This is a genomic window from Lutimonas sp., from assembly GCF_051011215.1.
In the GTDB taxonomy this organism is placed as follows: Bacteria; Bacteroidota; Bacteroidia; order Flavobacteriales; family Flavobacteriaceae; genus Lutimonas.
On the sequence record NZ_JBPCUJ010000043.1, the window covers coordinates 1 to 19,705 of the forward strand.

The following is a 19,705-nucleotide window of genomic DNA, read 5'->3' on the forward strand; positions in this document are numbered from 1 at the left end:
CGATGCCAAAGCAACATCCTTTAAAATGCTGTCGCATTTTAGTCTTTTTTGTTTTCAGTCCTTATGAAAGCAAGCTTTCAACAGACTGAAAACAAAAAATCCTCTTAAACTTCAGTTTAAAAGGATTTTGCTTTGTCGGGGTGGCAGGATTCGAACCTGCGGCCTCCACGTCCCAAACGTGGCGCGATAACCGGGCTACGCTACACCCCGAACGATTATCATTAGAATTCTATGCGGAGAGACAGGGATTCGAACCCTGGCAACGGTTGCCCGTTGACAGATTAGCAATCTGCTCCATTACCACTCTGGCACCTCTCCAATTGTATTAAAAAGAACTAAATTTTAGGTTTGCAAATGTATTATATGCAATAGTATCCTCCAAACATTTTTTATATTATTTTCTAAAAAATTACTGCTGTTTTACAAAACTTTTGACCTCTTCTGAATTATGGCAGTTCTCCCCTTAAATAGGGGCATAAACAATCTAATCGTGCACTTGAGTTTATTTTTAAAATAAAAGACAATTCAATGAAAATAATCTATATTTGTACTACACTTTTTAAAAATTAATTAATATTAAAATGAATATGAAAAGATTTAGACAATTTATAATGATCGCTGCGGTGGTTCTAATGGCTGCCAGTTGTTCTGGAATTAAGGTAGTAGATTCTTGGAAGGCTGATGAAATTGAAACATTGGCAGGAGCTAAAATTTTGGTAATCGCCAGATCGGATGATATGGTAGGAAGACAAAGATTTGAGCAGGAAATTGCTGAAAGATTGAGAGCCGGAGGTGTTGACGCTACAGAGAGTTATAAGAAATTCCCTTCAATGAAACAAAATGAGCAACTTACGGAAGAGCAAATTGGTCAAAGGGTTCAGATCATTAAGAATGAAGGTTATAAAGGAATCGTACTTACTGTTTTAAAAGATATGAGTAAAGAGATTGTAACTTCTGAAACAGGAGGGTATGTTTCCGGAGGTTATTACCCATCCTATTATGGTGGTTATTATGGAGGATTTGGTGGCTATTATGGACGTGTTTATTCTCCTTATGGATATGGTTATGGTGGAACTTATGTTCCTTCAGAAACCAGAACATATACTTCTGAGACTTACAACCTTGAAACGGTTATTTATAATTTAGATTTGGAACCAGGCAAGCAGTTGTTGGGTGTAATTGCCATTGATATTACTGATCCAAAATCAATTTCTAAGGTGGCTCCTCCATATGCGGATGCTGTTTTAAAACAACTTAAAAAATAAGTTAGATTAGATTCTATTGAAACAAGCCTAAGTTTTACAACTTAGGCTTTTTTTATGTTTCATTAAGCCATAACAATTATTATGTATTAGGGCTAAAAAACCTAAGAATTTTGCGAAACCGTTTTCTTAGATTCACATAATATTTTACGTAGAATTTATGCCTAATGCGTATTTTTGTGCATCAAATGAAGAAGGTAAACAGCATACTATTTTATTTAATTTTTATCTTATCTGCACAGGCTCAGGAAGAAAAGGAAATTAACAATCAAGTTCAGTTTTGGACCAGTATTAATTCAACATGGCGCTTAAGTGATCACTGGGGTGTTATGGGTGATTTTCATATTCGAAGAGATGATTTTATAAAGGATCCTAATTTTTATTTCTTGAGAGCAGGTGGCGTCTATTGGATTAATGACAGGACTTCATTGGCAGGTGGTGGAGCTGCATTGTGGTTGGCATCTCCAGCTCTTGACGGAGGCTGGGATTATGCATTGGAAAAAAGAATATACCAGCAATTACTTTGGAGAAGTGTAAATGGCAGAACAAAATTTTTGCAACGTATTCGAAACGAACAAAGATGGCACGAAGTTTTAGATCCTGATGGCAGTGTGAACAGAGTGAGATTTTCAAACCGTGTACGATTTTTGTTTTCAGCTTCTATCCGCGTATTTGAAGATGAAAAAAAGCCAAGACTAGTGCTTTCAGATGAAATTTTGTTTCATTTCGGAAAAGAGATAGTGTACAATACCTTCGATCAAAATAGGCTGTTTATTGGCATGAGCCATAGATTAAATAAAAAATGGGCCTATGATTTTGGATACATGGCTGTATTACAACAAAAATATAGTGGTTATCAGTATGACTTGAACCATACGATAAGATTGTTTTTCTACTTGTCGCCAGATTTAAGAAAGAAAAAGAATGAAGAGTTGCCACATTATCCAGTGGGTGATATAGAATAAAAATTTCTTCATATATAAAGAGTAAAAAGATTCAAGATTTCTTCGTATTTTAGTGAGTAACTAACTAATACTGAGACTATGCTTTGGATCGAACTGATCCTTTTTTTGGCCATAATTATTATTGGAGCCAGATTAGGAGGAATAGCCATGGGTACCATGGCCGGAATTGGACTGGTCATTTTTATTTTCATCTTTAAGTTACCCGTCGGAAGCCCACCCATTATTGTTTTAGGTATGATACTGGCTGTTATTACAGCCCTATCCACCATGGAATCGGCCGGTGGACTGGATTTCCTTGTAGGTGTTGCTGAAAAAATAATGAGGAAGCGACCGCAGAATATCACTTTCGTTGCTCCCTTAGTAACCTATATTCTGGTGTTGGCTTCTGGAACACAGCACGTGATTTACGCCTTGTTACCGGTGATAGCCGAGATATCAAGAAAGTCTGGCATACGACCGGAAAGGCCTATTGCTATGACGGATATTGCCGCTATGCAAGGCTTGGTAGCTTCACCTATTTCGGCTGCGACAGTTGCCATGATCGGTATACTTTCTGTAAAAGGTGTGGGCTTGCCCCAGATGATGATGGTCATCATTCCTTCTACCATACTTGCTGTTATTATAGGGTCTTTTACGGTTTTTAGAAAAGGTAAAGAACTGGCGGATGATCCGATTTATCAACAGCGCTTAAAAGAAGGGAAAATAGTTGCCTTAGAATCGGCAAAAGAGTTGGATAAGAAAACACTTAGAAATGCAAAAGGATCTACTTTCATGTTTTTCTTTGCCATTATCATGGTGGTAGTTCTTGGGATTTTCCCTGATTTACGACCTACGTTTGAATGGATGGTTGATGGAGAAATGACTGAAGGACAGATTGGGATGGGACCTGCAATTATGATCATCATGCTTGCCATAGGTGGTTTTATTATGATTGTTTTTAAGGCGGATCCTGCAAAGGCTGTCGGTGGAAGTGTCATGAAAAGTGGTATCGTAGCACTTATTTCAATATTGGGTATCGCCTGGTTAGGGTCTTCTTTTTTTGAAGGGAATCGTATTCTCATTGTAGACAGTATTTCACAGGCCATTGAAGGCTATCAATGGGTCTTTGGTTTTGGTCTGTTTGCTCTGTCGATTATGTTGTTTAGTCAGGCTGCCACTGTTGTAACCCTGATGCCTGTTGGTTTAGCACTTGGATTGGATGCTGAATTGTTAATTGCCTTATATCCTGCAGTGAATGGTTTCTTTGTGCTTCCGACCTATGGAACAATCTTAGCTGCCATTTCTTTTGATCAGACAGGAACGACAAAGATTGGTGATAAACTCGTCAACCATAGTTTTATGTTGCCTGGATTAGTAACCACTTTTTCTGCTGTTGCCATAGCATTGATGATCACTTATTTAACCTAATCTCTTTAAAATTTATACATATGAAGATATTCACCAAATTATTCGTACTTCCTTTTCTATTATATGGAATGGGGCTGAGTGCTCAAGAATTCAGAACAGAAACAGATTTATTAGGAGATATTAAAGTTCCTACAGATGCTTATTACGGAGCTCAGGCAGCGAGAGGGATGGAAAATTTTCAAATTTCAGGACAGTATATCAATGATTATCCTGAATTTATAAAGGCCTGGGGTATGGTAAAGCTGGCCTGCGCCAAAGCAAATACCGATGCAGGTAAAATGAAGCCTGAAATACTGAAACCAATAGAGGAAGCCTGCAATGAGTTAATTCAAGGAAAGTATATAGATCAGTTTATGATAGATTTATATCAGGGAGGTGCAGGCACTTCTACAAATATGAATGCGAACGAGGTGTTGGCGAACATTGCCTTGGAAAAGGCTGGTTTTCAAAAAGGAGACTATAAGCAGATCTCCCCAAATGACCATTTGAATATGTCACAGTCTACAAATGATACCTATCCTTCTTCATTAAAGCTAGGCATGCTACTATATAATGATCAGTTAATAGAAGAATTGACGGCTTTGACAAAGTCATTTAGGAATTTAGGCCATACAAACATTGACATTGTAAAAATGGGGCGAACAGAATTTCAGGATGCTGTGCCTATGACCGTAGGACAAGAGTTCCATTCATTCGCAGCCATGCTGGAATGGGATGTCGCTAATATTAAACATGCCAGTGAATCTTTGCTGGTCATGAATTTAGGAGGAACGGCTATTGGAACAGGCCTGAATGCACCTGAGGGTTATGATGAATACGTTGTGAAACACTTAAAGCAAATTAGCGGTTATGAGGTGCATAATGCAGAAGATATGATCGCAGCAACTTCTAGTTTACAAGGATTTGTGGTATATTCTTCAGCATTAAAAACACTGGCCACCACACTTTCTAAAATTTCCAATGATTTGATCAATCTTTCCTCAGGACCTAGAAATGGCCTGTTTGAAATAAACCTACCTCCAAGACAGCCAGGATCATCCATTATGCCCGGGAAAGTGAATCCGGTGATTCCCGAATTAATGGCTTTTGTGAGCTACAGGGTGATTGGAAATGATGTTACGGTAAATATGGCAGCCTCTGATGGTGATTTACAATTGAATGCCTATGAGCCGGTGGTGGGGCTTTCCATTTTTGAATCTCAGAAGATTTTGACAAATACCATGCAAACTTTCAGATTGCAATGCATTGATGGGATTACTGTGAACGAAGAAGTGCATAAGAGAAATCTCGAAACAACGATAGGTATCGTTACAGCACTGAACCCTGTTTTGGGGCATCACATGGGCGATGAGTTAGCCAAAGAGTCTAAGGAAACAGGCAAGGGGATTTTAGAATTGGTTCGCGAGAAAAAACTACTGACAGAAGCCCAGATTGAAGAATTATTAGCACCGGAAAATATGACTGGATTAGATAAATCGAAATATAAAAACAAATAACATAACACTAAAACAATACTATTATGAAAAATCATTCCTTTTTTAACAAACTTTTTCTTTTGACAATGGTTTTTGCCTTCACTACAGGAGTTTTTGCGCAGAATAAAGATTTGCCTAACGTTGTTATTTTGGCAACAGGAGGTACCATTGCCGGTTCAGCTGAATCAGGAACCCAAGCGGGTTATACATCAGGTCAGGTTGGTATAGAAACCATGATCGCCGCCGTTCCTGGTATCAAAGAATTGGCAAATGTTTCTGGAGAGCAGATTTCAAACGTTGGTTCTCAGGATATGAGTGTAGAAATATGGCTGAAACTGGCACATCGCATAAATGAGTTATTGGCTACGGATGACGTGGATGGCATTGTCATTACACATGGAACCGATACACAGGAGGAAACTGCCTTTTTTCTCAATTTAGTAGTCAAAAGTGATAAGCCTGTTGTAACAACGGGTTCTATGCGACCTTCTACTGCAGTAAGTGCGGAAGGTCCGTTAAATCTATACAATGCTGTTGCTGTAGCCGCTGATGACAAAGCGAAGGGGTATGGCGTATTAGTTGTAATGAATGATCAGATCCATTCAGCACATGGCGTTACCAAAACCAACACAACTTCTGTTCAAACGTTTATGTCTCCTATGCATGGTTTAACGGGCGCCGTTATTTACGGCAGACATGAATTTTATAGTAAACCTCACGGGATTCATGGTAAGGATAGTGAGTTTAATGTAGACGGCGTAACGAGTTTGCCAAGAGTTGATATTGTTTACGGTGGTGTAGACACACCTTCGGATCTGATTGATATGTCCATTAAAGCAGGAGCAAAGGGAATTGTGATTGCCGGTGTAGGTAATGGCAATATGAATGCAGCCATGTTAGAAGCATGTAAAAAAGCAGCAGAAAGTGGCGTCGTTGTGGTAAGAAGCACCAGGGTACCTACAGGATATGTCCTACGAAATGCAGAGGTGAACGACGATGAAAATAAGACGATCGCTTCGGATGAGTTAAATGCCCAGAAATCTCGTGTATTATTAATGCTGGCCTTACAGAAAGATAGAAGTTTAGAAGATATTCAGAAACTGTTTTATACGTATTAATTCTTAAAATTTCTATCATGAAAATCACAAGAAAAATAGGATTTATAATCTTACTTCTGTCAATGGTAGGGTCTGTATATGGTCAGGATAGGCAGTCAGATACCCTTTCTACTTATCGAAGTTTGATTCCTACCGGAAAGCAATCTTTGCTGAGCAACGTGGATATGATTGCAAATATGCAAATGGGGCTAAGAAGCGACTATACAGATGGTAATCATCAGGAAACGAAATTTAGAGTAGAACAGTTCAGACTCGAGATCAAAGGCTATGTTCATGAGAAAATATATTTTAGATTTAGACATAGATATACGAGTACCTTTGAGCCTCAGTCAATAGATAAAATAATTAAAGGTGTAGATTTTGCATATGTGACTTTTACACTTTCGGAAAAAGTTAATTTGACCATTGGTAAGACTTATGCCGATTGGGGTGGAATTGAGTTTGATTTAAACCCGATTGATATTTTTGAATATTCAGATATCATAGAACAGGCTGATAACTTTTTAACCGGTGCAGGTGTGTATTGGCAGGCAACAGAGAAGCACGGTTTTTCTTTCCAAATTTTAAATTCAAGAACCCAAACGTTTGAAGAATTGTATCAGGGCCTTCCCGGTTTGGAAGGTTCCGACATTCCTCTAGCTGCAGTTGTTAATTGGAGAGGGAAATTCTGGGATGGGAAGTTTACAACTTTATGGTCCTATTCATTGTTTAATGAAGCGAAGGATACTTTCAAAAATTACATCGCTCTAGGGAATCAATTGACGCTGGATCGGTTGGCAATTGCCTATGATTTTAAATGGAGTAAAGAAGATCTCGACAGGACTGGTATCATTAGTCGGGATGTCCCTGATGACATATATCCCTATGCTTTGCAGAATACACTCTATTATAGTCACTGGACAAGAATCGATTATCGATTTGCCGGAAAATGGGGCTTCAGTTTCTCCGGATTTATTGATACTGCCAAATGGTTGTCAGATGTTGATCCTCAAAAAACAACAGATGACTGGCGAAAAGGATATGGAATTGTTCCTTCTCTTGAATTCTATCCTTGGGAGAATATTAATTTGAAATTCTTTGCCACTTTCGTGGGTAGGAGTTATAGATATTCAGACTATGCCAAATCAAGAGTTGGTGCCGAAGATTATGATACCAGTAGGTTTATGATCGGCTTTATATCGCCTTTGCATATTTTTTAAGAAAGAAAAAAAGAAAACAAAAAGACCTGGGAAAATTCTTAGGTCTTTTTTTTTGAATGACCTATTTTAGCAATCTGTATCTTTTTTTTATGAAAACATATTATTCTATTTTTTTTGTATTCGGACTTCTGATTTTTGGCTGCAAGACTGACAAAAATAATAATGAATACCAAAATATTTCTTCAAATTCAGTCATCACCGGAGATGGTTATTTAGGAGATGAAAGCTGTATTTCTTGTCATCAGGAAGCGGCAGATTCTTGGAAAGGATCTCATCATGATAAAGCAATGCAATTGGTTACTGAAGAATCAGTTTTAGGGGACTTTAATAATGTGGAGGCCAGTATTGATGGTGTCGACTATTATTTTTCAAAAAAAGAAACCGATTACTATGTGAAAACGATTGAATTAGATGGTTCAGAAAATGAATATAAAGTGTCCTATGTTTTTGGACTGACGCCTCTTCAGCAATACATAGTCGATTTTCCAGATGGGAAGAAACAGGTGTTGCGGGTTACCTGGGATACAATTGAAAAAAAATGGTTTCATCAGTATGCAGGAGATGAAATTGCAATCACGGACTGGTTGCATTGGAGCAGGGGAGCACAGAATTGGAATACGATGTGTGCTGAATGTCATTCAACCAACTTAAAGAAAAACTACTTTGTTGAAAAAGATTCTTTCCATACCAGCTATTCATCCATAAATGTGAGTTGTGAAAGTTGTCATGGTCCTGGTACCAAACATGTGAACTGGGCGAATTCAGGAGCTACGGAAGGAAATATGCACATGGTTTTAGGAGATGACCAGGCCACACAGATGAACATGTGTGCTCCATGTCATGCACGTAGGGTTAAACTTACTCGTGACATGATACCTGGACTAAACTTTGAGGATCAATATATGGTTCAAAATATTTCTTCAGATTTTTATCATCTTGATGGTCAGATTCTGGAAGAAGATTACGTGTATGGTTCTTTTCTTCAAAGTAAGATGCATACCTTGGGAGTAAAATGTGGTGATTGTCACAATGTACATAGCAATGAATTAAAAATGACAGGGAACAAATTATGTCTTCAATGTCATGTCCCTGCACAATACGATGTTCCGGAACATCATTTTCACAAGGAAAATACGGAGGCCAGTCAGTGCATCAATTGTCATATGACCGGCAGGTATTACATGGGTAATGATTTTCGAAGAGACCATAGTTTCAGAATTCCCAGACCAGATCAAAGCGTTAGTCACGGCACGCCAAATGCCTGTAATGAATGTCATAATGATAAATCTGAAGAATGGGCGGCCAAACAAGTTGAAGATTGGTACGGTCAAGAACGAAGACCTCATTTTTCTGATTATTTGTTGATGAGTAATAACAGTAGCCTTACTGTTTCAGACAGACAAAAACTGAATGAATTTATCAATGATTTAAACTACCCTTCCATAGCGAGATCTACCGTAATAGGGAATTTAGAATTTGAAAATGAAGAGGATGTTAAATCTTTGCTGGTCGCATTAAATGATTCAAGTGCCATTGTCAGGTATAATTCCCTGATGCAGTTTAGGAATATGAATGCCCAGGACAGATTAACAGTTGCACAAAAGCATCTTGCCGATAAGACCAAATTAGTTCGAATTGGAAGTGCACAACTTTTAATAGGATTTGATGGAGGAAACTGGGCGGAGTCAGATAAATCGAATTTATCGAAAGCAAAGACTGAATTGGAAGAAATGTTATATGGCAATGCAGATTTTTCAACAGGAAGGTTACAGTTGGGCGACTATTTTATGCAAACCAATGATGTGCCAAGAGCCATCAAGCATTATGAAATGGCGCTAAAAATGGATAGTTTGTTATTTCCAGTGTATACTAATTTGGCAACTGCTTATAGTATTACCAAGCAAGGTGATAAGGCGCTTGAGACACTTAATATATGGATGGATAAAGAACCTAATGCAAGCAGACCTTATTATTTAAGAGCCTTGTTGAATTTTGAATTAGGAAATAACGACTTAGCCGAGCAGGATCTGAAAATGGCTATTGAACTGAATCCGAATGACAGTAGATCCATGTATAACCTCGCCACTTATTATTACCAGACGAAGGAGTATTCAAATGCCTTAAGAATGATTAATAAAGCGCTGAAAATTGAAGTAGAAAATTCGGAGGTCAAATATTTAAAAGCGCTTATTTTGAAGGAAACAGGGGATGTGCAGGGTTCAAATCGAATCATGCAGGAGTTACAGGCTCAAAATCCGGCGTAGAAAAAAGTCCGGGTCATTACCTGCTTCTAATTATTCTATTAATTCTTTTAAATCCTCTTCTTTACTGTTGATCTTGTATTCTTTTTTCCTCAAGGATGATTTATAGATTCTTAGTCTGAAAACAAAATCATTGGTTGATTCATCATCTTCGGAGGTATTATTACTGAGATGATAGGAAACATAAAATTCGGCCTTCCATTCTTCTGAAAATTTATAGCCTAATCCGGGAGAAATACGTATCACATCATTATAGCGATCTGCTTCTTTCAGATTGTAAAAAAATTCAATACTCATAGGAATATACATCCCTTGGTTGAATGATAAAAGCCGTTTTTTCCATTCGATAACAGTCGACACTTTAAAACGAAATCTTCCCGATACACTCCAATTGGAACCATCAAACGTTTTTTGAAACCTTTCTTCAAGACGTATGTAAGTTCTTAATGGGATGAGATCAATGGAGGGTAGAAAAAATTTAAATCCCTGCATCAATCTAAATTCGAAATTGTCAGGTTCATAATTATTGTTGGTGTAATACAGTCCTGTACCCAGTTGAAATGACGAAATTAAAGGTTTTTCTGATTTAATGAATTTTGGGCTTTTTGTATGCAAAAAATTAATGGTGGGCACCACCATGAACTTGTCGAATAGATGTGGAGAAATGGTCCGATATCCTACAAATCCACTGACGAATTTTTGTTCGTCAAGAAGGTATTTTCCGTTAAAGTCTGTCCAGAATTGACTGTTTACTGATGCATCTTCGGGATCTGTCTCCTGAGAAAACCCAAGAGCACCGATTGATATAAAGCATAAAAAGAAGATTCTTTTTATCATAAAACTACAGGAATTAGCTGTGTAATCAAGATGCAACGGTCAATTAAAATCAAAACTTGGATTTTGTTATAAAACCAATATAAATTAAGCTTGGTCTATCAAAAATAGCGGTTTTTAAGCTTTTCTTGAGAATCAATAGAAAAAGTTTTTTTTGTCAGTCGATAATTATTGATTTTGACTTTTCTACCACCTTACTATTTTGCATATAATTGACTATATTTGAGAGAAGACCTGCAGCCAGAACTGCAACGAAGTAAAAAGAGAAAAATATGCCTGAAAAAAACATAGTTAAAAAATATAAAAAAGATGACTTCGCCATCGTTTGGGAGCCTAAAAAATGTATTCATGCAGCTATCTGCGTTCAAGAACTTCCCAAGGTATATAATCCTAATGCAAAACCTTGGATCCAACAAGAGAATGCCTCAATAGAGGCCCTTAAAAAACAAATAGACATGTGTCCCTCGGGTGCATTAACCTATGAGCATAAAAATAATTTAAAAACAGATAATAATATGAAAACGGAGGTTGAATTAATGAAAAACGGGCCTTTACTGGTCAAGGGAACAATATCCTTAAAGTCTCCTGATGGAAGCATTGTTACAAAGGATAAAATGACAGCTTTTTGCCGCTGCGGCGCTTCTGCCAATAAACCTTATTGCGACGGGCAACACAAAGCAGCAGGTTTTGAAGGATAGTAGCTTCTTTGCGAACAACAATCTTAAAAAATGGTATATCAACTACTGGGAAGTAGGAATTGAAAATTATGTCTTCTAAGAATTCGAAGACATTGTTTTCATAATTATTTTTCGAATGGATAAATAATTTTCCAGTCACTTTTCATATCAATCACGGTCCAGCCATCTCTCCGGGCCTGATCCAGTCCTTTATCTAGTTTCCCGATGTGAGAATTTCTGTCATAAGACCATTCTCTTATGGAATCTGTATGATGTACATAAAGCATAAAACTTTTATACGAATTTGAGGCAGTCCATTGCATCATTTGCAGATCACCATCCGAATTACCAGAAGAGAACACTGGTTTCTTACCAATAATTTTTTGAATATTTAATGGTTTTCCTTCCTTGTCATCAATAAAATCCAGTTCAGGCAAACGATGAATTACAGGAGCCCCATTGTTATAGTCAAAAGACGTTTTAATTCGACTGCCTAAAATCTGTTCTTCTGGTATGCCATAGATGTCGGTCACAAAAGCCCTCATAAAATCTACGCCACCACCGGAAACTATATAGGTCTTAAAACCATTGTCTCTTAAATATTGTAATAATTCCAACATGGGTTGATAGACCAACTGATCATAAGAGACATTTTTTTGCGGATGTTTTGCATTTTTAATCCATTGTTTTACATCCTGATCAAACTCATCCGTTGTTTTACCGGCATGTGTTGCCATGACCAACGTAATCAATCCATGTTCACCTTGTTTTGCCAGTTCAGCCATGTCATTTTCCAATACAGCTTGAAAGGGTTGTGTGTTTTTCCATTCCGGATGATCAACTGCCAAAGCTTTCACACGGTCGATGGCGAAAAACAACTGAAAATACAGGGGTTGTTCACTCCACAAATTCCCGTCATTATCAAAAGTTGCAATTCTGTCTTTGACAGGAATAAAATCCTCGCTATTTCTTGAAGTAACTGCCTCGACATAAGTAATGATGTTTCGTTTTGAGCTAACATCATTCCAGGAAGGTAAAGGATCTGTGTCTTTTATTTGATCTTTCTCAAGAGATTTCTCTTCATGCGAAGTTGTATTGCATGACAGGACTACGATCAAAATGACCGACATAACAGTCAACCACTTGAATTTTATTTTATTCATAATAAAAAAAACAGGCAGTAAAACTGCCTGTTATGATTAAAAATTAATTATTTCCGGGAGTTGAAAGTTCTTCCATCACTTTTTCAAGACTGAAACTTGCAGCCTTCATTCTAGGAGGGTAGTCCTTAAATGTAGATAAAAATTTACCTACAACTGTTTGGGCAGGCACCAATAAAAACGCATGGTCAAGTTGCCAATCATAATAAGTATTGGAAGTAATGGTAGCTGATTCATAAGGATCTCTTCTTAGATTAAAAATCAATGGTAATCTAAGAGGGGTAAAAGGATTCGCCCAGACACCTAATGTTCCTGCCATTCTCTGTTCCATAAAAATAAACTTCCAATCATCATATCTCATCGCAGTAAGATCACCATCATCAGAGAAGTAAAACAATTCTTTTCTCGGACCTTTATCAGTTTGACCCGTTAAATGGGGCAAGAAGTTATAGCCGTCCAAATGAACTTTATATGAGCGGCCATTGATTGTTTTACCACCCTTTAATTGGTTGATTACATCAGTATTTCCTGCAGCGGCAAGAAATGTTGGGAACCAATCCATTCCAGAGATGATCTCATTGGAAATAGACCCGGCTTTGATCTGCTCTGGCCATCTTATTAAAGAAGGAGTTCTCCAACCACCTTCCCAGTTGGTGTTTTTCTCTCCTCTAAATGGGTTTGCACCAGCATCTGGCCAAGTGTTTTTATGTGGACCATTATCAGTTCCATATTGAACGATAGTATTGTCTGTGACACCAAGTTCATCCAAAAGATCCAATAATTTACCAACATGCATATCGTGCTCCATCATACCATCGGCATATTCGTTTTGACCCGAAATTCCTCGAAGCTCATCTTTGACGTGTGTTCTGAAATGCATTCTTGTTCCATTCCACCAAACGAAAAATGGCTTTCCTGATTTCACAGCGTTTCTGATAAATTTCTCTGCAGCCGCTACGGTTTCATCATCAACAGTTTCCATTCTTTTTTTAGTCAGTGGTCCTGTATCTTCAATTTTTCCATCAGCAAATGAATGAATTACACCTCTCGGTCCAAAATTCTTTTTAAAATTAGGGTATTCCGCAGGATCCGGATAATCTGGTAATTCAGGTTCTTCTTCGGCATTCAAATGATAAAGGTTCCCAAAGAATTCATCAAAACCATGATTGGTTGGCAAATGTTCATCTCGGTCACCCAGGTGATTCTTTCCGAACTGTCCTGTCGCATATCCTTGCTCTTTCAACAACACGGCTATGGTTGGGTCTTTTTCACTAATACCTTCTTTAGCACCCGGTAAACCTACTTTACTGAGCCCGGTTCTAAATACGCTTTGACCCGTGATAAAAGAGGATCTTCCCGCCGTACAACTTTGTTCGGAATAATAATCAGTAAACATTAGACCTTCTTTGGCAAGTCTGTCTATGTTTGGTGTTTGATAACCCATCACACCAAAGGTATAGGCACTGATATTGGATTGACCGATATCATCACCCCAAATAACCAGAATATTGGGTTTTTTTTGTGCATATACAGATGCAACCATCATCATACACATTGTAAATAATGTGAGTAGTTTTGTTTTTTTCATAAAAAAAGGGGGTTTTAAATTATTTAAGTAAAGATAAAAAAAAGTTCCGTGCGATAACATCACACGGAACTATTTTAATTTTATAAAACTCTCTATTTAGTCACCCAGGCCAATAATCAATCCACCACTGAAGTTGAGTTGAAGAACACTTCCGCCAACAGTAACTCCGCCGCCGCCACCGCCAACATAAAAGCCACCCCAGTTTATAGGCATTAATAATTGAGTTTGCAGACGTAATCCAATTCTATCGGTAAAAAAATATTTTAACCCTCCGGTGATTCCAAGGGTAAAAGTGGTATGAGAATCGAATAAGTCCTCTTCCGGGTTCCAGGTAGACCAACCGGCAGAAAGACCTGCAAAGGGTCTCGCATCGCTGTATCCAAACATATGGATGGCACCTAATTGATAATGATTCGCTTGCATCTCGGTCACTTCTTCTTCAATTGGATAAAAGATAACATCTTTTATACTCACTGTTGAATTCTGTTGAGCCCACATAAATTCAACAGTAACATCATCGGTTGCATTTATACCAAAGGTCAAACCATATTGATCCGAGCCATGAAATTTCAGGTAGCCGCCGTTGTAATTATATTTGGAACCTACCTGGTATCCATATTGCGGTGTTATTTCAACTTTTTGAGCATAGGTCTCTATTGAAAGCAATACTGTGATTCCAATAAATAAAATAATTTTTTTCATAGCCACTTATTTGGTTTAATTACTTTTTATCTTGAATAAAATCGATATTGTTTAAGATTGAAAAACGTATTCCATCTGAGATGTAGTGTTCAATTTGATAAAATTGAACTGAAACCAAAGCACTTGTGGCTTTTCCAATTCTTTTTGTAAAGGTCAATATCAATTTATCTTCTGCATTTCTTAGTGGTACAGCTTCAGCCAATAAATCAGATGCCTGTTGATTGGTTAAGGCACCTTGTTTGGTTGTATATTTTTGAAGCAACTCCAGTTTGGCCTGACCAATGTCCTGACGCTCTGTTTCATATTCTGAATAGAGTTTCCAAAAGGCATTTGCATCAACACCTGTTAAGTCAACATTTCCTTCTATAATGGCTTTCTTTTCTGATCCAAATAATTCTTGCATCATTTTAATTTCTTCTGTTGTATCATCCTGGGCAAAAGAGGCGTTGAATACAAATAGCGCTGCAATTAATAAAGTAAGTTTTTTCATTGTTCGTGTTTTAGGTTATTGTTTTTTGGTTGTGTATATTTCTTCCAGTAATTCCATTCTAATGGCATCTGATAAGTAATTTTCAATTTGATAGAACTGCATCGCCACTATTGGGTCAGTTCTAGTTTTTATTTTCTTGTAATAATTGTCAACAAGTTTATCGGCCTTGATTCTTAGTGGAATGGCCTGTTTCATGAAGTTATCCGCGTCCTGGGGCTTCACTTCGCCATAATCATTCACGTAACTCAGTAATAATTTATAACGTTCTTTGCCTAATTCCTGTCGTTTCATTTCATATTCATCATACAATTCCCAAAAAGCATTCTCCTGAGATTCATTTAATTCAATGAATTCTCCCACAATATCCCTTTTTTCCATTCCATACAAGGACTGCATTAATTGTACTTCATCCTGATTTGTTTGAGCCAGGCCGGTAAATAAAAAAGATAACAGGATAACAAAGGTTAGTAAGTTTTTTCTCATGTAAAAAAAATTAATGTGGAATTTATAGGGGCTTTTATTGTGAATATGTAAAATTAATGAAAAATACTAACTTTACAAACAACCTAACTAAAGGAGCAATTTATGATACATCTGAATATAAATGGAAAAATACATGAAGTTGATGTGCCTCCTGAGATGCCTATTTTATGGGTGTTGAGGGATTTTATTGGACTAACCGGGGCCAAATTTGGTTGTGGTTTGGGTGTATGCGGGTCATGCACTGTTTTGTTGAACGGAAGTCCGATACGTTCATGTATTACGCCAGTATCCTTGGTCAAAGACTCCGAACTTATTACAGTTGAAGGTGTAGAGAGTGAGAATACAAATATCCAGAAAGCCTGGGAGGAACTTAATGTGCCCCAATGCGGATTTTGTCAACCTGGTCAGGTGGTCAGTGCCCTGGCCTTATTAAAGAAAAACCCAAAACCATCTGATAAAGATATAGATACAGCCATGAGTGGTAATATTTGTCGCTGCGGTACGTATGTAAGGATCAGAAAGGCGATACATCTGGCTGCAGAAATGGGTGAAGAATCTTCTAAATCTGAAGGTATATGAAATTTGCATCAAAACAATCCAGAAGGTATTTTATCAAAAATGTAAGCTTATTTAGCGGGGGGCTATTTTTGGCCTGTGATATGAATTCTGACGCTGAGCGCTCATTGCCAGAAAGCGATGGGGAAGTATTCAGACCTAATTTGTTTGTGGAATTAAAAACAAATGGAGATTTAATATTAACCGCGTCAAGGAGTGAAATGGGGCAGGGAGTGAGAACTTCTCTGACTTCCGTAATTGCTGATGAAATGGATGCGGATTGGTCAAGAGTCAGTGTGAAACAGGCTCCAGGAGATGATGCCTATGGAAATCAGAATACAGATGGTTCCAGAAGTATCAGAACTATTTACGAACCCATGAGAAAAATGGGAGCTATGGCGCGGTCCATGTTGGTAGCTGCAGCTGCGAAGCAATGGGGGATTTCAGAAGATCAATGTTATGCCGAAAAACATTATGTTTTAAGAAAAGATTCAGAAGACACCTTGTTTTATGGGGATCTTGTGGAGTTAGCCGGGACCATGATAATTCCGGAAAATCCATCACTTAAATCACCAGATAAGTTTGTTTATATTGGCAAAGATTTAATCAGTGTGGATGCTGAGAATTTTGTTAGAGGAGTTGCCAAGTATGGGATGGATGTTAAAATTGAGGGAATGGTGTATGCCTGCATCGCCAGAAGCCCTGTGACCTTTGGAGAAAATGAATCTTTTGATGATACGGCCAGTTTAAAAGTGCCTGGTGTTGATCAGGTGGTATTGCTTGATAGAATAAAAAAGCCCTTTGGAGCACTGGGAGGTGTTGCGGTTATTGGTCAGAATACCTGGGCAGCAATTGAAGGCAAAAAAGCACTAAAGCTTGCATGGAACAGCGGTGATAACGCCGGTTATTCCTCTGAAGAATTCATACAAGAAATGATTGCCAATGTTGAAAAGAAGGCAAAATTAATAAAGAAGAAGGGAGATGTTTTCAAAGCCTTTAAACAGGCTGATTCTGCTGTTGAAGCTACCTATACCTTACCTCATCTTGTGCATGCCCCAATGGAAACTCCAAACGCCACCGCAATGGTGTCAAATGGAGTATGTGAGGTTTGGGCGCCGGTTCAGGCTCCTCAAACAACCAGGCAGGAAGTAAGTGATTTTTTAGGCATTGATATTGAGAAAGTTACCATACATGTAACTTTTCTAGGAGGTGGTTTTGGTCGAAAATCAAAGCCGGATTTTGTTTTAGAAGCGGTTGCCTTGTCTCAACGTATTCAAAAACCTGTACAGGTGGTGTGGACTAGGGAAGATGATGTGCAACATAGTTATTATCACGCGATTAGCGCTCAGTATATGAAAGCTTCATTGAAAGAAGGATCGGTCTCTGCATGGTTGCATAGAACAGCTTATCCATCGATTACTTCGACCTTTATGCCAGGAGTCACACATGGTGCCGGTTTTGAGTTTCAACAAGGTATGACCAATATGCCTTATGAAATTCAGAATAGTCGATTTGAGAATGGTGAGGCTGCGGCTCATGTAAGAATAGGTTGGTTGCGATCTGTATACAATATCATTCATGGTTTTTCCATTAATGTTTTTGTAGATGAATTGGCTGTAGCAGCCAAGAAAGACCCTCTGCAATTTAGATTGGATTTGATTGGATCCGATCGTGTGTATCCATCCGATGGCGTTCATAGTTTAGATACTTCAAAACTTAAAAATGTTTTAAAAATTGCCGCAAAGAATGCTGGTTGGGGTAAAGAGATGCCAGATGGCCATGGTATGGGCATTGCGATTCATTATAGTTTTTACACTTATGTGGCCAGTATAGTAGAAGTTTCAGTCATTGACAACAGCTTAAAAGTACTCAAGGTATCATCGGCTGTTGACTGTGGTATTGTAGTGAATACAGATACTGTTAAGGCTCAGATGGAAGGAGCCGTTATCTTTGGTATGTCACTTGCCTATTATGGAGATATTAGTGTAGATAACGGAGCTGTAAAGCAAAGTAATTTCCATGATTATAAAATGCTGAGAATTCATGAAACACCTGAAGTACATATTGATATTGTTAAAAGTAATGAGGCCCCGACGGGTATTGGTGAACCTGGAGTTCCTGTGATTGCTCCGGCGATCATAAATGCCATTTACGCGGCAACTGGTAAAAGATATAGAAATTTGCCCCTGAAAGGCAGTGGGAATTTTACATAAAAAAAAGTCATAGCAAGTTTCAATAGTTGAACATTTAGTACTAAATGTTTTTGTTTGATCATAAGCCCCCCTCAAGGCTGTTTTTTTCGTCTCACTATGACTTTTTTTGAAAATTTAGCCAGAAAGACTTCAGGCTACATTTGCAATTTTATTAAAGTTAAGAACTTAATAACCTAATAACGTAGCTTACCTCTAAATATTGTGTGAAAGCAACACAAGCAATTTTTAAAAGTATTCAGACTGATGTAGTTTTGTCTGAAAAACGAAAAAAAAGTATCTTAGCATTTATAAACCAAGCCATGTATTTATGAAAATTTCTATCTTTTTACTCGTATTATCAATTCTTTTATTCAGTTGTGCCAAGCCTTCTTATAAGAAAAACTCAATTTTAAAAACAGAAAAAGAAGTAGTTGAAGAGACGTCGACTTTTTATCCTCCGGAAAATCAGGAATTAAGTGCGGATCAGCAGATTGCCTCCGCCATTCTTGCTGCTCCAAAAGAGAAAAGAGAAGAAGCCATGGTGTATGGATACAGTAATTCTGGTGAGTTTATGATGTTGCGGGAGGGCAGCAACGAGTTTATTTGTATTGCTGATAATCCGAATAAAGATGGTTTTCAGGTGGTTTGTTATCATAAAAGCTTAGAACCTATGATGGACAGAGGTCGTGAATTAAATACGGAAGGCAAAACACGAGAGGAGAGGGAAGAAATAAGAGAGAAGGAAGCAGCATCCGGAAAAATGGCTTTACCAAAAGCACCGGCTACGCTTCATATTTATTATGGCGAGGGAGCATATTTTAACGAAGATACGGGAGTAAATGAAAATGGGAAATACAGATATGTCGTGTACATCCCATATGCCACCCAAGAGGATACAGGGCTTTCCTTGGCACCTAATGAATCTAGCCATCCATGGCTCATGTTTCCGGGCAGGTACAATGCCCATATCATGATAACCCCTGAATATTAAATAAAATTTGCAAGGGATTCTTATTTATAGCGACCTAAACCAGAAAAACCATGATGATGAGATTAGTATGGGTATTTCTACTGTTTTCAACTGCGGTTGTCGCACAAAAAAATCATGTCAATGTTCAGAATAATTATGGGGCAGCAGGTTATGATGTTGTTTCTTATTTTGATGCGAAGGCAGTGAAGGGTTCAAAAAATTTCAGCCTAAAGCACAATGAAGTTTTGTATAAATTTTCATCGGCTACAAACTTGGCGAAATTTAAAGCTGATCCGGATAAATTTTTACCTCAGTATGGAGGATGGTGTGCCTATGCGATGGCTACTAAAGGTGAAAAAATAAAGGT

The 19,705-nt window shown here is 37.8% G+C and carries 18 protein-coding genes and 2 tRNA genes; 12 read left to right on the plus strand and 8 right to left on the minus strand.

Annotation, left to right across the window (positions count from 1 at the left end; all coding sequences use genetic code 11):
- Nucleotides 1–135: 135 nt before the first annotated feature.
- Nucleotides 136–210: transfer RNA gene (locus ACR2MV_RS04540), tRNA-Pro, on the minus strand.
- Nucleotides 211–234: 24 nt separating this feature from the next.
- Nucleotides 235–318, minus strand: a tRNA-Ser gene (locus tag ACR2MV_RS04545).
- Nucleotides 319–587: 269 nt separating this feature from the next.
- Between ACR2MV_RS04545 and ACR2MV_RS04550 the strand changes: the two genes are divergently transcribed.
- The 7 genes from ACR2MV_RS04550 to ACR2MV_RS04580 all read left to right on the plus strand — a co-directional run bounded on the left by ACR2MV_RS04550 (nt 588) and on the right by ACR2MV_RS04580 (nt 9,690).
- Nucleotides 588–1,265 (plus strand): hypothetical protein, encoded by a 678-nt coding sequence (locus ACR2MV_RS04550; protein WP_434020716.1) that lies wholly within the window; start codon nt 588–590, stop codon nt 1,263–1,265.
- A 164-nt stretch (nt 1,266–1,429) separates the two neighbouring features.
- Nucleotides 1,430–2,227: a DUF2490 domain-containing protein gene (locus ACR2MV_RS04555; protein ID WP_434020717.1), complete on the plus strand. Its 798-nt coding sequence runs from the start codon at nt 1,430–1,432 to the stop codon at nt 2,225–2,227.
- Nucleotides 2,228–2,305: 78 nt separating this feature from the next.
- A complete protein-coding gene (locus tag ACR2MV_RS04560; protein WP_434020718.1) occupies nt 2,306–3,634 on the plus strand; it encodes an anaerobic C4-dicarboxylate transporter family protein in 1,329 nt (442 codons plus the stop codon).
- A 68-nt stretch (nt 3,635–3,702) separates the two neighbouring features.
- Nucleotides 3,703–5,130 (plus strand): aspartate ammonia-lyase, encoded by a 1,428-nt coding sequence (locus ACR2MV_RS04565; protein ID WP_434020733.1) that lies wholly within the window; start codon nt 3,703–3,705, stop codon nt 5,128–5,130.
- Nucleotides 5,131–5,153: 23 nt separating this feature from the next.
- Nucleotides 5,154–6,227 carry a type II asparaginase gene (locus tag ACR2MV_RS04570; RefSeq protein WP_434020719.1) on the plus strand — a complete coding sequence of 358 codons (1,074 nt, stop codon included), beginning with the start codon at nt 5,154–5,156 and terminating at the stop codon, nt 6,225–6,227.
- A gap of 17 nt (nt 6,228–6,244) precedes the next feature.
- A complete protein-coding gene (locus ACR2MV_RS04575; protein WP_434020720.1) occupies nt 6,245–7,426 on the plus strand; it encodes a porin in 1,182 nt (393 codons plus the stop codon).
- Between the two features lie 89 nt (nt 7,427–7,515).
- On the plus strand, nt 7,516–9,690 hold the full coding sequence (locus ACR2MV_RS04580) for a multiheme c-type cytochrome (protein ID WP_434020721.1): 2,175 nt from the start codon (nt 7,516–7,518) through the stop codon (nt 9,688–9,690).
- Between the two features lie 30 nt (nt 9,691–9,720).
- On the opposite strand, the gene ACR2MV_RS04585 is transcribed toward ACR2MV_RS04580, so the two are convergent.
- Nucleotides 9,721–10,524 carry a DUF2490 domain-containing protein gene (locus ACR2MV_RS04585; RefSeq protein WP_434020722.1) on the minus strand — a complete coding sequence of 268 codons (804 nt, stop codon included), beginning with the start codon at nt 10,522–10,524 and terminating at the stop codon, nt 9,721–9,723.
- 269 nt (nt 10,525–10,793) lie between these two features.
- Here ACR2MV_RS04585 and ACR2MV_RS04590 point away from each other — a divergent pair, with 269 nt between their 5' ends.
- Nucleotides 10,794–11,219, plus strand: a complete 426-nt coding sequence (locus ACR2MV_RS04590) for a (4Fe-4S)-binding protein (RefSeq protein WP_434020723.1) — start codon at nt 10,794–10,796, stop codon at nt 11,217–11,219.
- 104 nt (nt 11,220–11,323) lie between these two features.
- On the opposite strand, the gene ACR2MV_RS04595 is transcribed toward ACR2MV_RS04590, so the two are convergent.
- The 5 genes from ACR2MV_RS04595 to ACR2MV_RS04615 form a co-directional block, all read right to left on the minus strand.
- Nucleotides 11,324–12,361: an HAD family hydrolase gene (locus tag ACR2MV_RS04595; protein WP_434020724.1), complete on the minus strand. Its 1,038-nt coding sequence runs from the start codon at nt 12,359–12,361 to the stop codon at nt 11,324–11,326.
- A gap of 43 nt (nt 12,362–12,404) precedes the next feature.
- Nucleotides 12,405–13,946 carry an arylsulfatase gene (locus ACR2MV_RS04600; RefSeq protein ID WP_434020725.1) on the minus strand — a complete coding sequence of 514 codons (1,542 nt, stop codon included), beginning with the start codon at nt 13,944–13,946 and terminating at the stop codon, nt 12,405–12,407.
- A gap of 96 nt (nt 13,947–14,042) precedes the next feature.
- Nucleotides 14,043–14,648 (minus strand): hypothetical protein, encoded by a 606-nt coding sequence (locus ACR2MV_RS04605; RefSeq protein ID WP_434020726.1) that lies wholly within the window; start codon nt 14,646–14,648, stop codon nt 14,043–14,045.
- A 19-nt stretch (nt 14,649–14,667) separates the two neighbouring features.
- Nucleotides 14,668–15,138 (minus strand): hypothetical protein, encoded by a 471-nt coding sequence (locus ACR2MV_RS04610; protein WP_434020727.1) that lies wholly within the window; start codon nt 15,136–15,138, stop codon nt 14,668–14,670.
- Nucleotides 15,139–15,153: 15 nt separating this feature from the next.
- Nucleotides 15,154–15,621 (minus strand): hypothetical protein, encoded by a 468-nt coding sequence (locus ACR2MV_RS04615; protein ID WP_434020728.1) that lies wholly within the window; start codon nt 15,619–15,621, stop codon nt 15,154–15,156.
- Nucleotides 15,622–15,723: 102 nt separating this feature from the next.
- Here ACR2MV_RS04615 and ACR2MV_RS04620 point away from each other — a divergent pair, with 102 nt between their 5' ends.
- From ACR2MV_RS04620 to ACR2MV_RS04635, 4 genes are all read left to right on the plus strand, one after another.
- Nucleotides 15,724–16,200, plus strand: coding sequence for a (2Fe-2S)-binding protein (locus ACR2MV_RS04620; protein WP_434020729.1), 477 nt, complete (start codon nt 15,724–15,726; stop codon nt 16,198–16,200).
- The gene (locus tag ACR2MV_RS04625) at nt 16,197–18,389 is read left to right on the plus strand and encodes a molybdopterin cofactor-binding domain-containing protein (RefSeq protein ID WP_434020730.1); all 2,193 of its coding nucleotides are present in this window, start codon (nt 16,197–16,199) and stop codon (nt 18,387–18,389) included. The genes ACR2MV_RS04620 and ACR2MV_RS04625 overlap by 4 nt, the downstream gene beginning before the upstream one ends.
- A 307-nt stretch (nt 18,390–18,696) precedes the next feature.
- Nucleotides 18,697–19,359, plus strand: a complete 663-nt coding sequence (locus tag ACR2MV_RS04630; RefSeq protein ID WP_434020731.1) for a hypothetical protein — start codon at nt 18,697–18,699, stop codon at nt 19,357–19,359.
- Nucleotides 19,360–19,415: 56 nt separating this feature from the next.
- Nucleotides 19,416–19,705 (plus strand): YHS domain-containing (seleno)protein (locus ACR2MV_RS04635; protein ID WP_434020732.1); only part of this gene is annotated, 290 nt, incomplete at its 3' end.

Excerpts from the sequence above, each read along its gene's own strand:
- ACR2MV_RS04550 (WP_434020716.1), top strand. The coding sequence starts at position 588 with ATGAAAAGATTTAGACAATTTATAATGATCGCTGCGGTGGTTCTAATG.
- ACR2MV_RS04555 (WP_434020717.1), top strand. The coding sequence starts at position 1,430 with ATGCGTATTTTTGTGCATCAAATGAAGAAGGTAAACAGCATACTATTT.
- ACR2MV_RS04560 (WP_434020718.1), top strand. The coding sequence starts at position 2,306 with ATGCTTTGGATCGAACTGATCCTTTTTTTGGCCATAATTATTATTGGA.
- ACR2MV_RS04565 (WP_434020733.1), top strand. The coding sequence starts at position 3,703 with ATGGGGCTGAGTGCTCAAGAATTCAGAACAGAAACAGATTTATTAGGA.
- ACR2MV_RS04570 (WP_434020719.1), top strand. The coding sequence starts at position 5,154 with ATGAAAAATCATTCCTTTTTTAACAAACTTTTTCTTTTGACAATGGTT.
- ACR2MV_RS04575 (WP_434020720.1), top strand. The coding sequence starts at position 6,245 with ATGAAAATCACAAGAAAAATAGGATTTATAATCTTACTTCTGTCAATG.
- ACR2MV_RS04580 (WP_434020721.1), top strand. The coding sequence starts at position 7,516 with ATGAAAACATATTATTCTATTTTTTTTGTATTCGGACTTCTGATTTTT.
- ACR2MV_RS04585 (WP_434020722.1), bottom strand. The coding sequence starts at position 10,524 with ATGATAAAAAGAATCTTCTTTTTATGCTTTATATCAATCGGTGCTCTT.
- ACR2MV_RS04590 (WP_434020723.1), top strand. The coding sequence starts at position 10,794 with ATGCCTGAAAAAAACATAGTTAAAAAATATAAAAAAGATGACTTCGCC.
- ACR2MV_RS04595 (WP_434020724.1), bottom strand. The coding sequence starts at position 12,361 with ATGAATAAAATAAAATTCAAGTGGTTGACTGTTATGTCGGTCATTTTG.
- ACR2MV_RS04600 (WP_434020725.1), bottom strand. The coding sequence starts at position 13,946 with ATGAAAAAAACAAAACTACTCACATTATTTACAATGTGTATGATGATG.
- ACR2MV_RS04605 (WP_434020726.1), bottom strand. The coding sequence starts at position 14,648 with ATGAAAAAAATTATTTTATTTATTGGAATCACAGTATTGCTTTCAATA.
- ACR2MV_RS04610 (WP_434020727.1), bottom strand. The coding sequence starts at position 15,138 with ATGAAAAAACTTACTTTATTAATTGCAGCGCTATTTGTATTCAACGCC.
- ACR2MV_RS04615 (WP_434020728.1), bottom strand. The coding sequence starts at position 15,621 with ATGAGAAAAAACTTACTAACCTTTGTTATCCTGTTATCTTTTTTATTT.
- ACR2MV_RS04620 (WP_434020729.1), top strand. The coding sequence starts at position 15,724 with ATGATACATCTGAATATAAATGGAAAAATACATGAAGTTGATGTGCCT.
- ACR2MV_RS04625 (WP_434020730.1), top strand. The coding sequence starts at position 16,197 with ATGAAATTTGCATCAAAACAATCCAGAAGGTATTTTATCAAAAATGTA.
- ACR2MV_RS04630 (WP_434020731.1), top strand. The coding sequence starts at position 18,697 with ATGAAAATTTCTATCTTTTTACTCGTATTATCAATTCTTTTATTCAGT.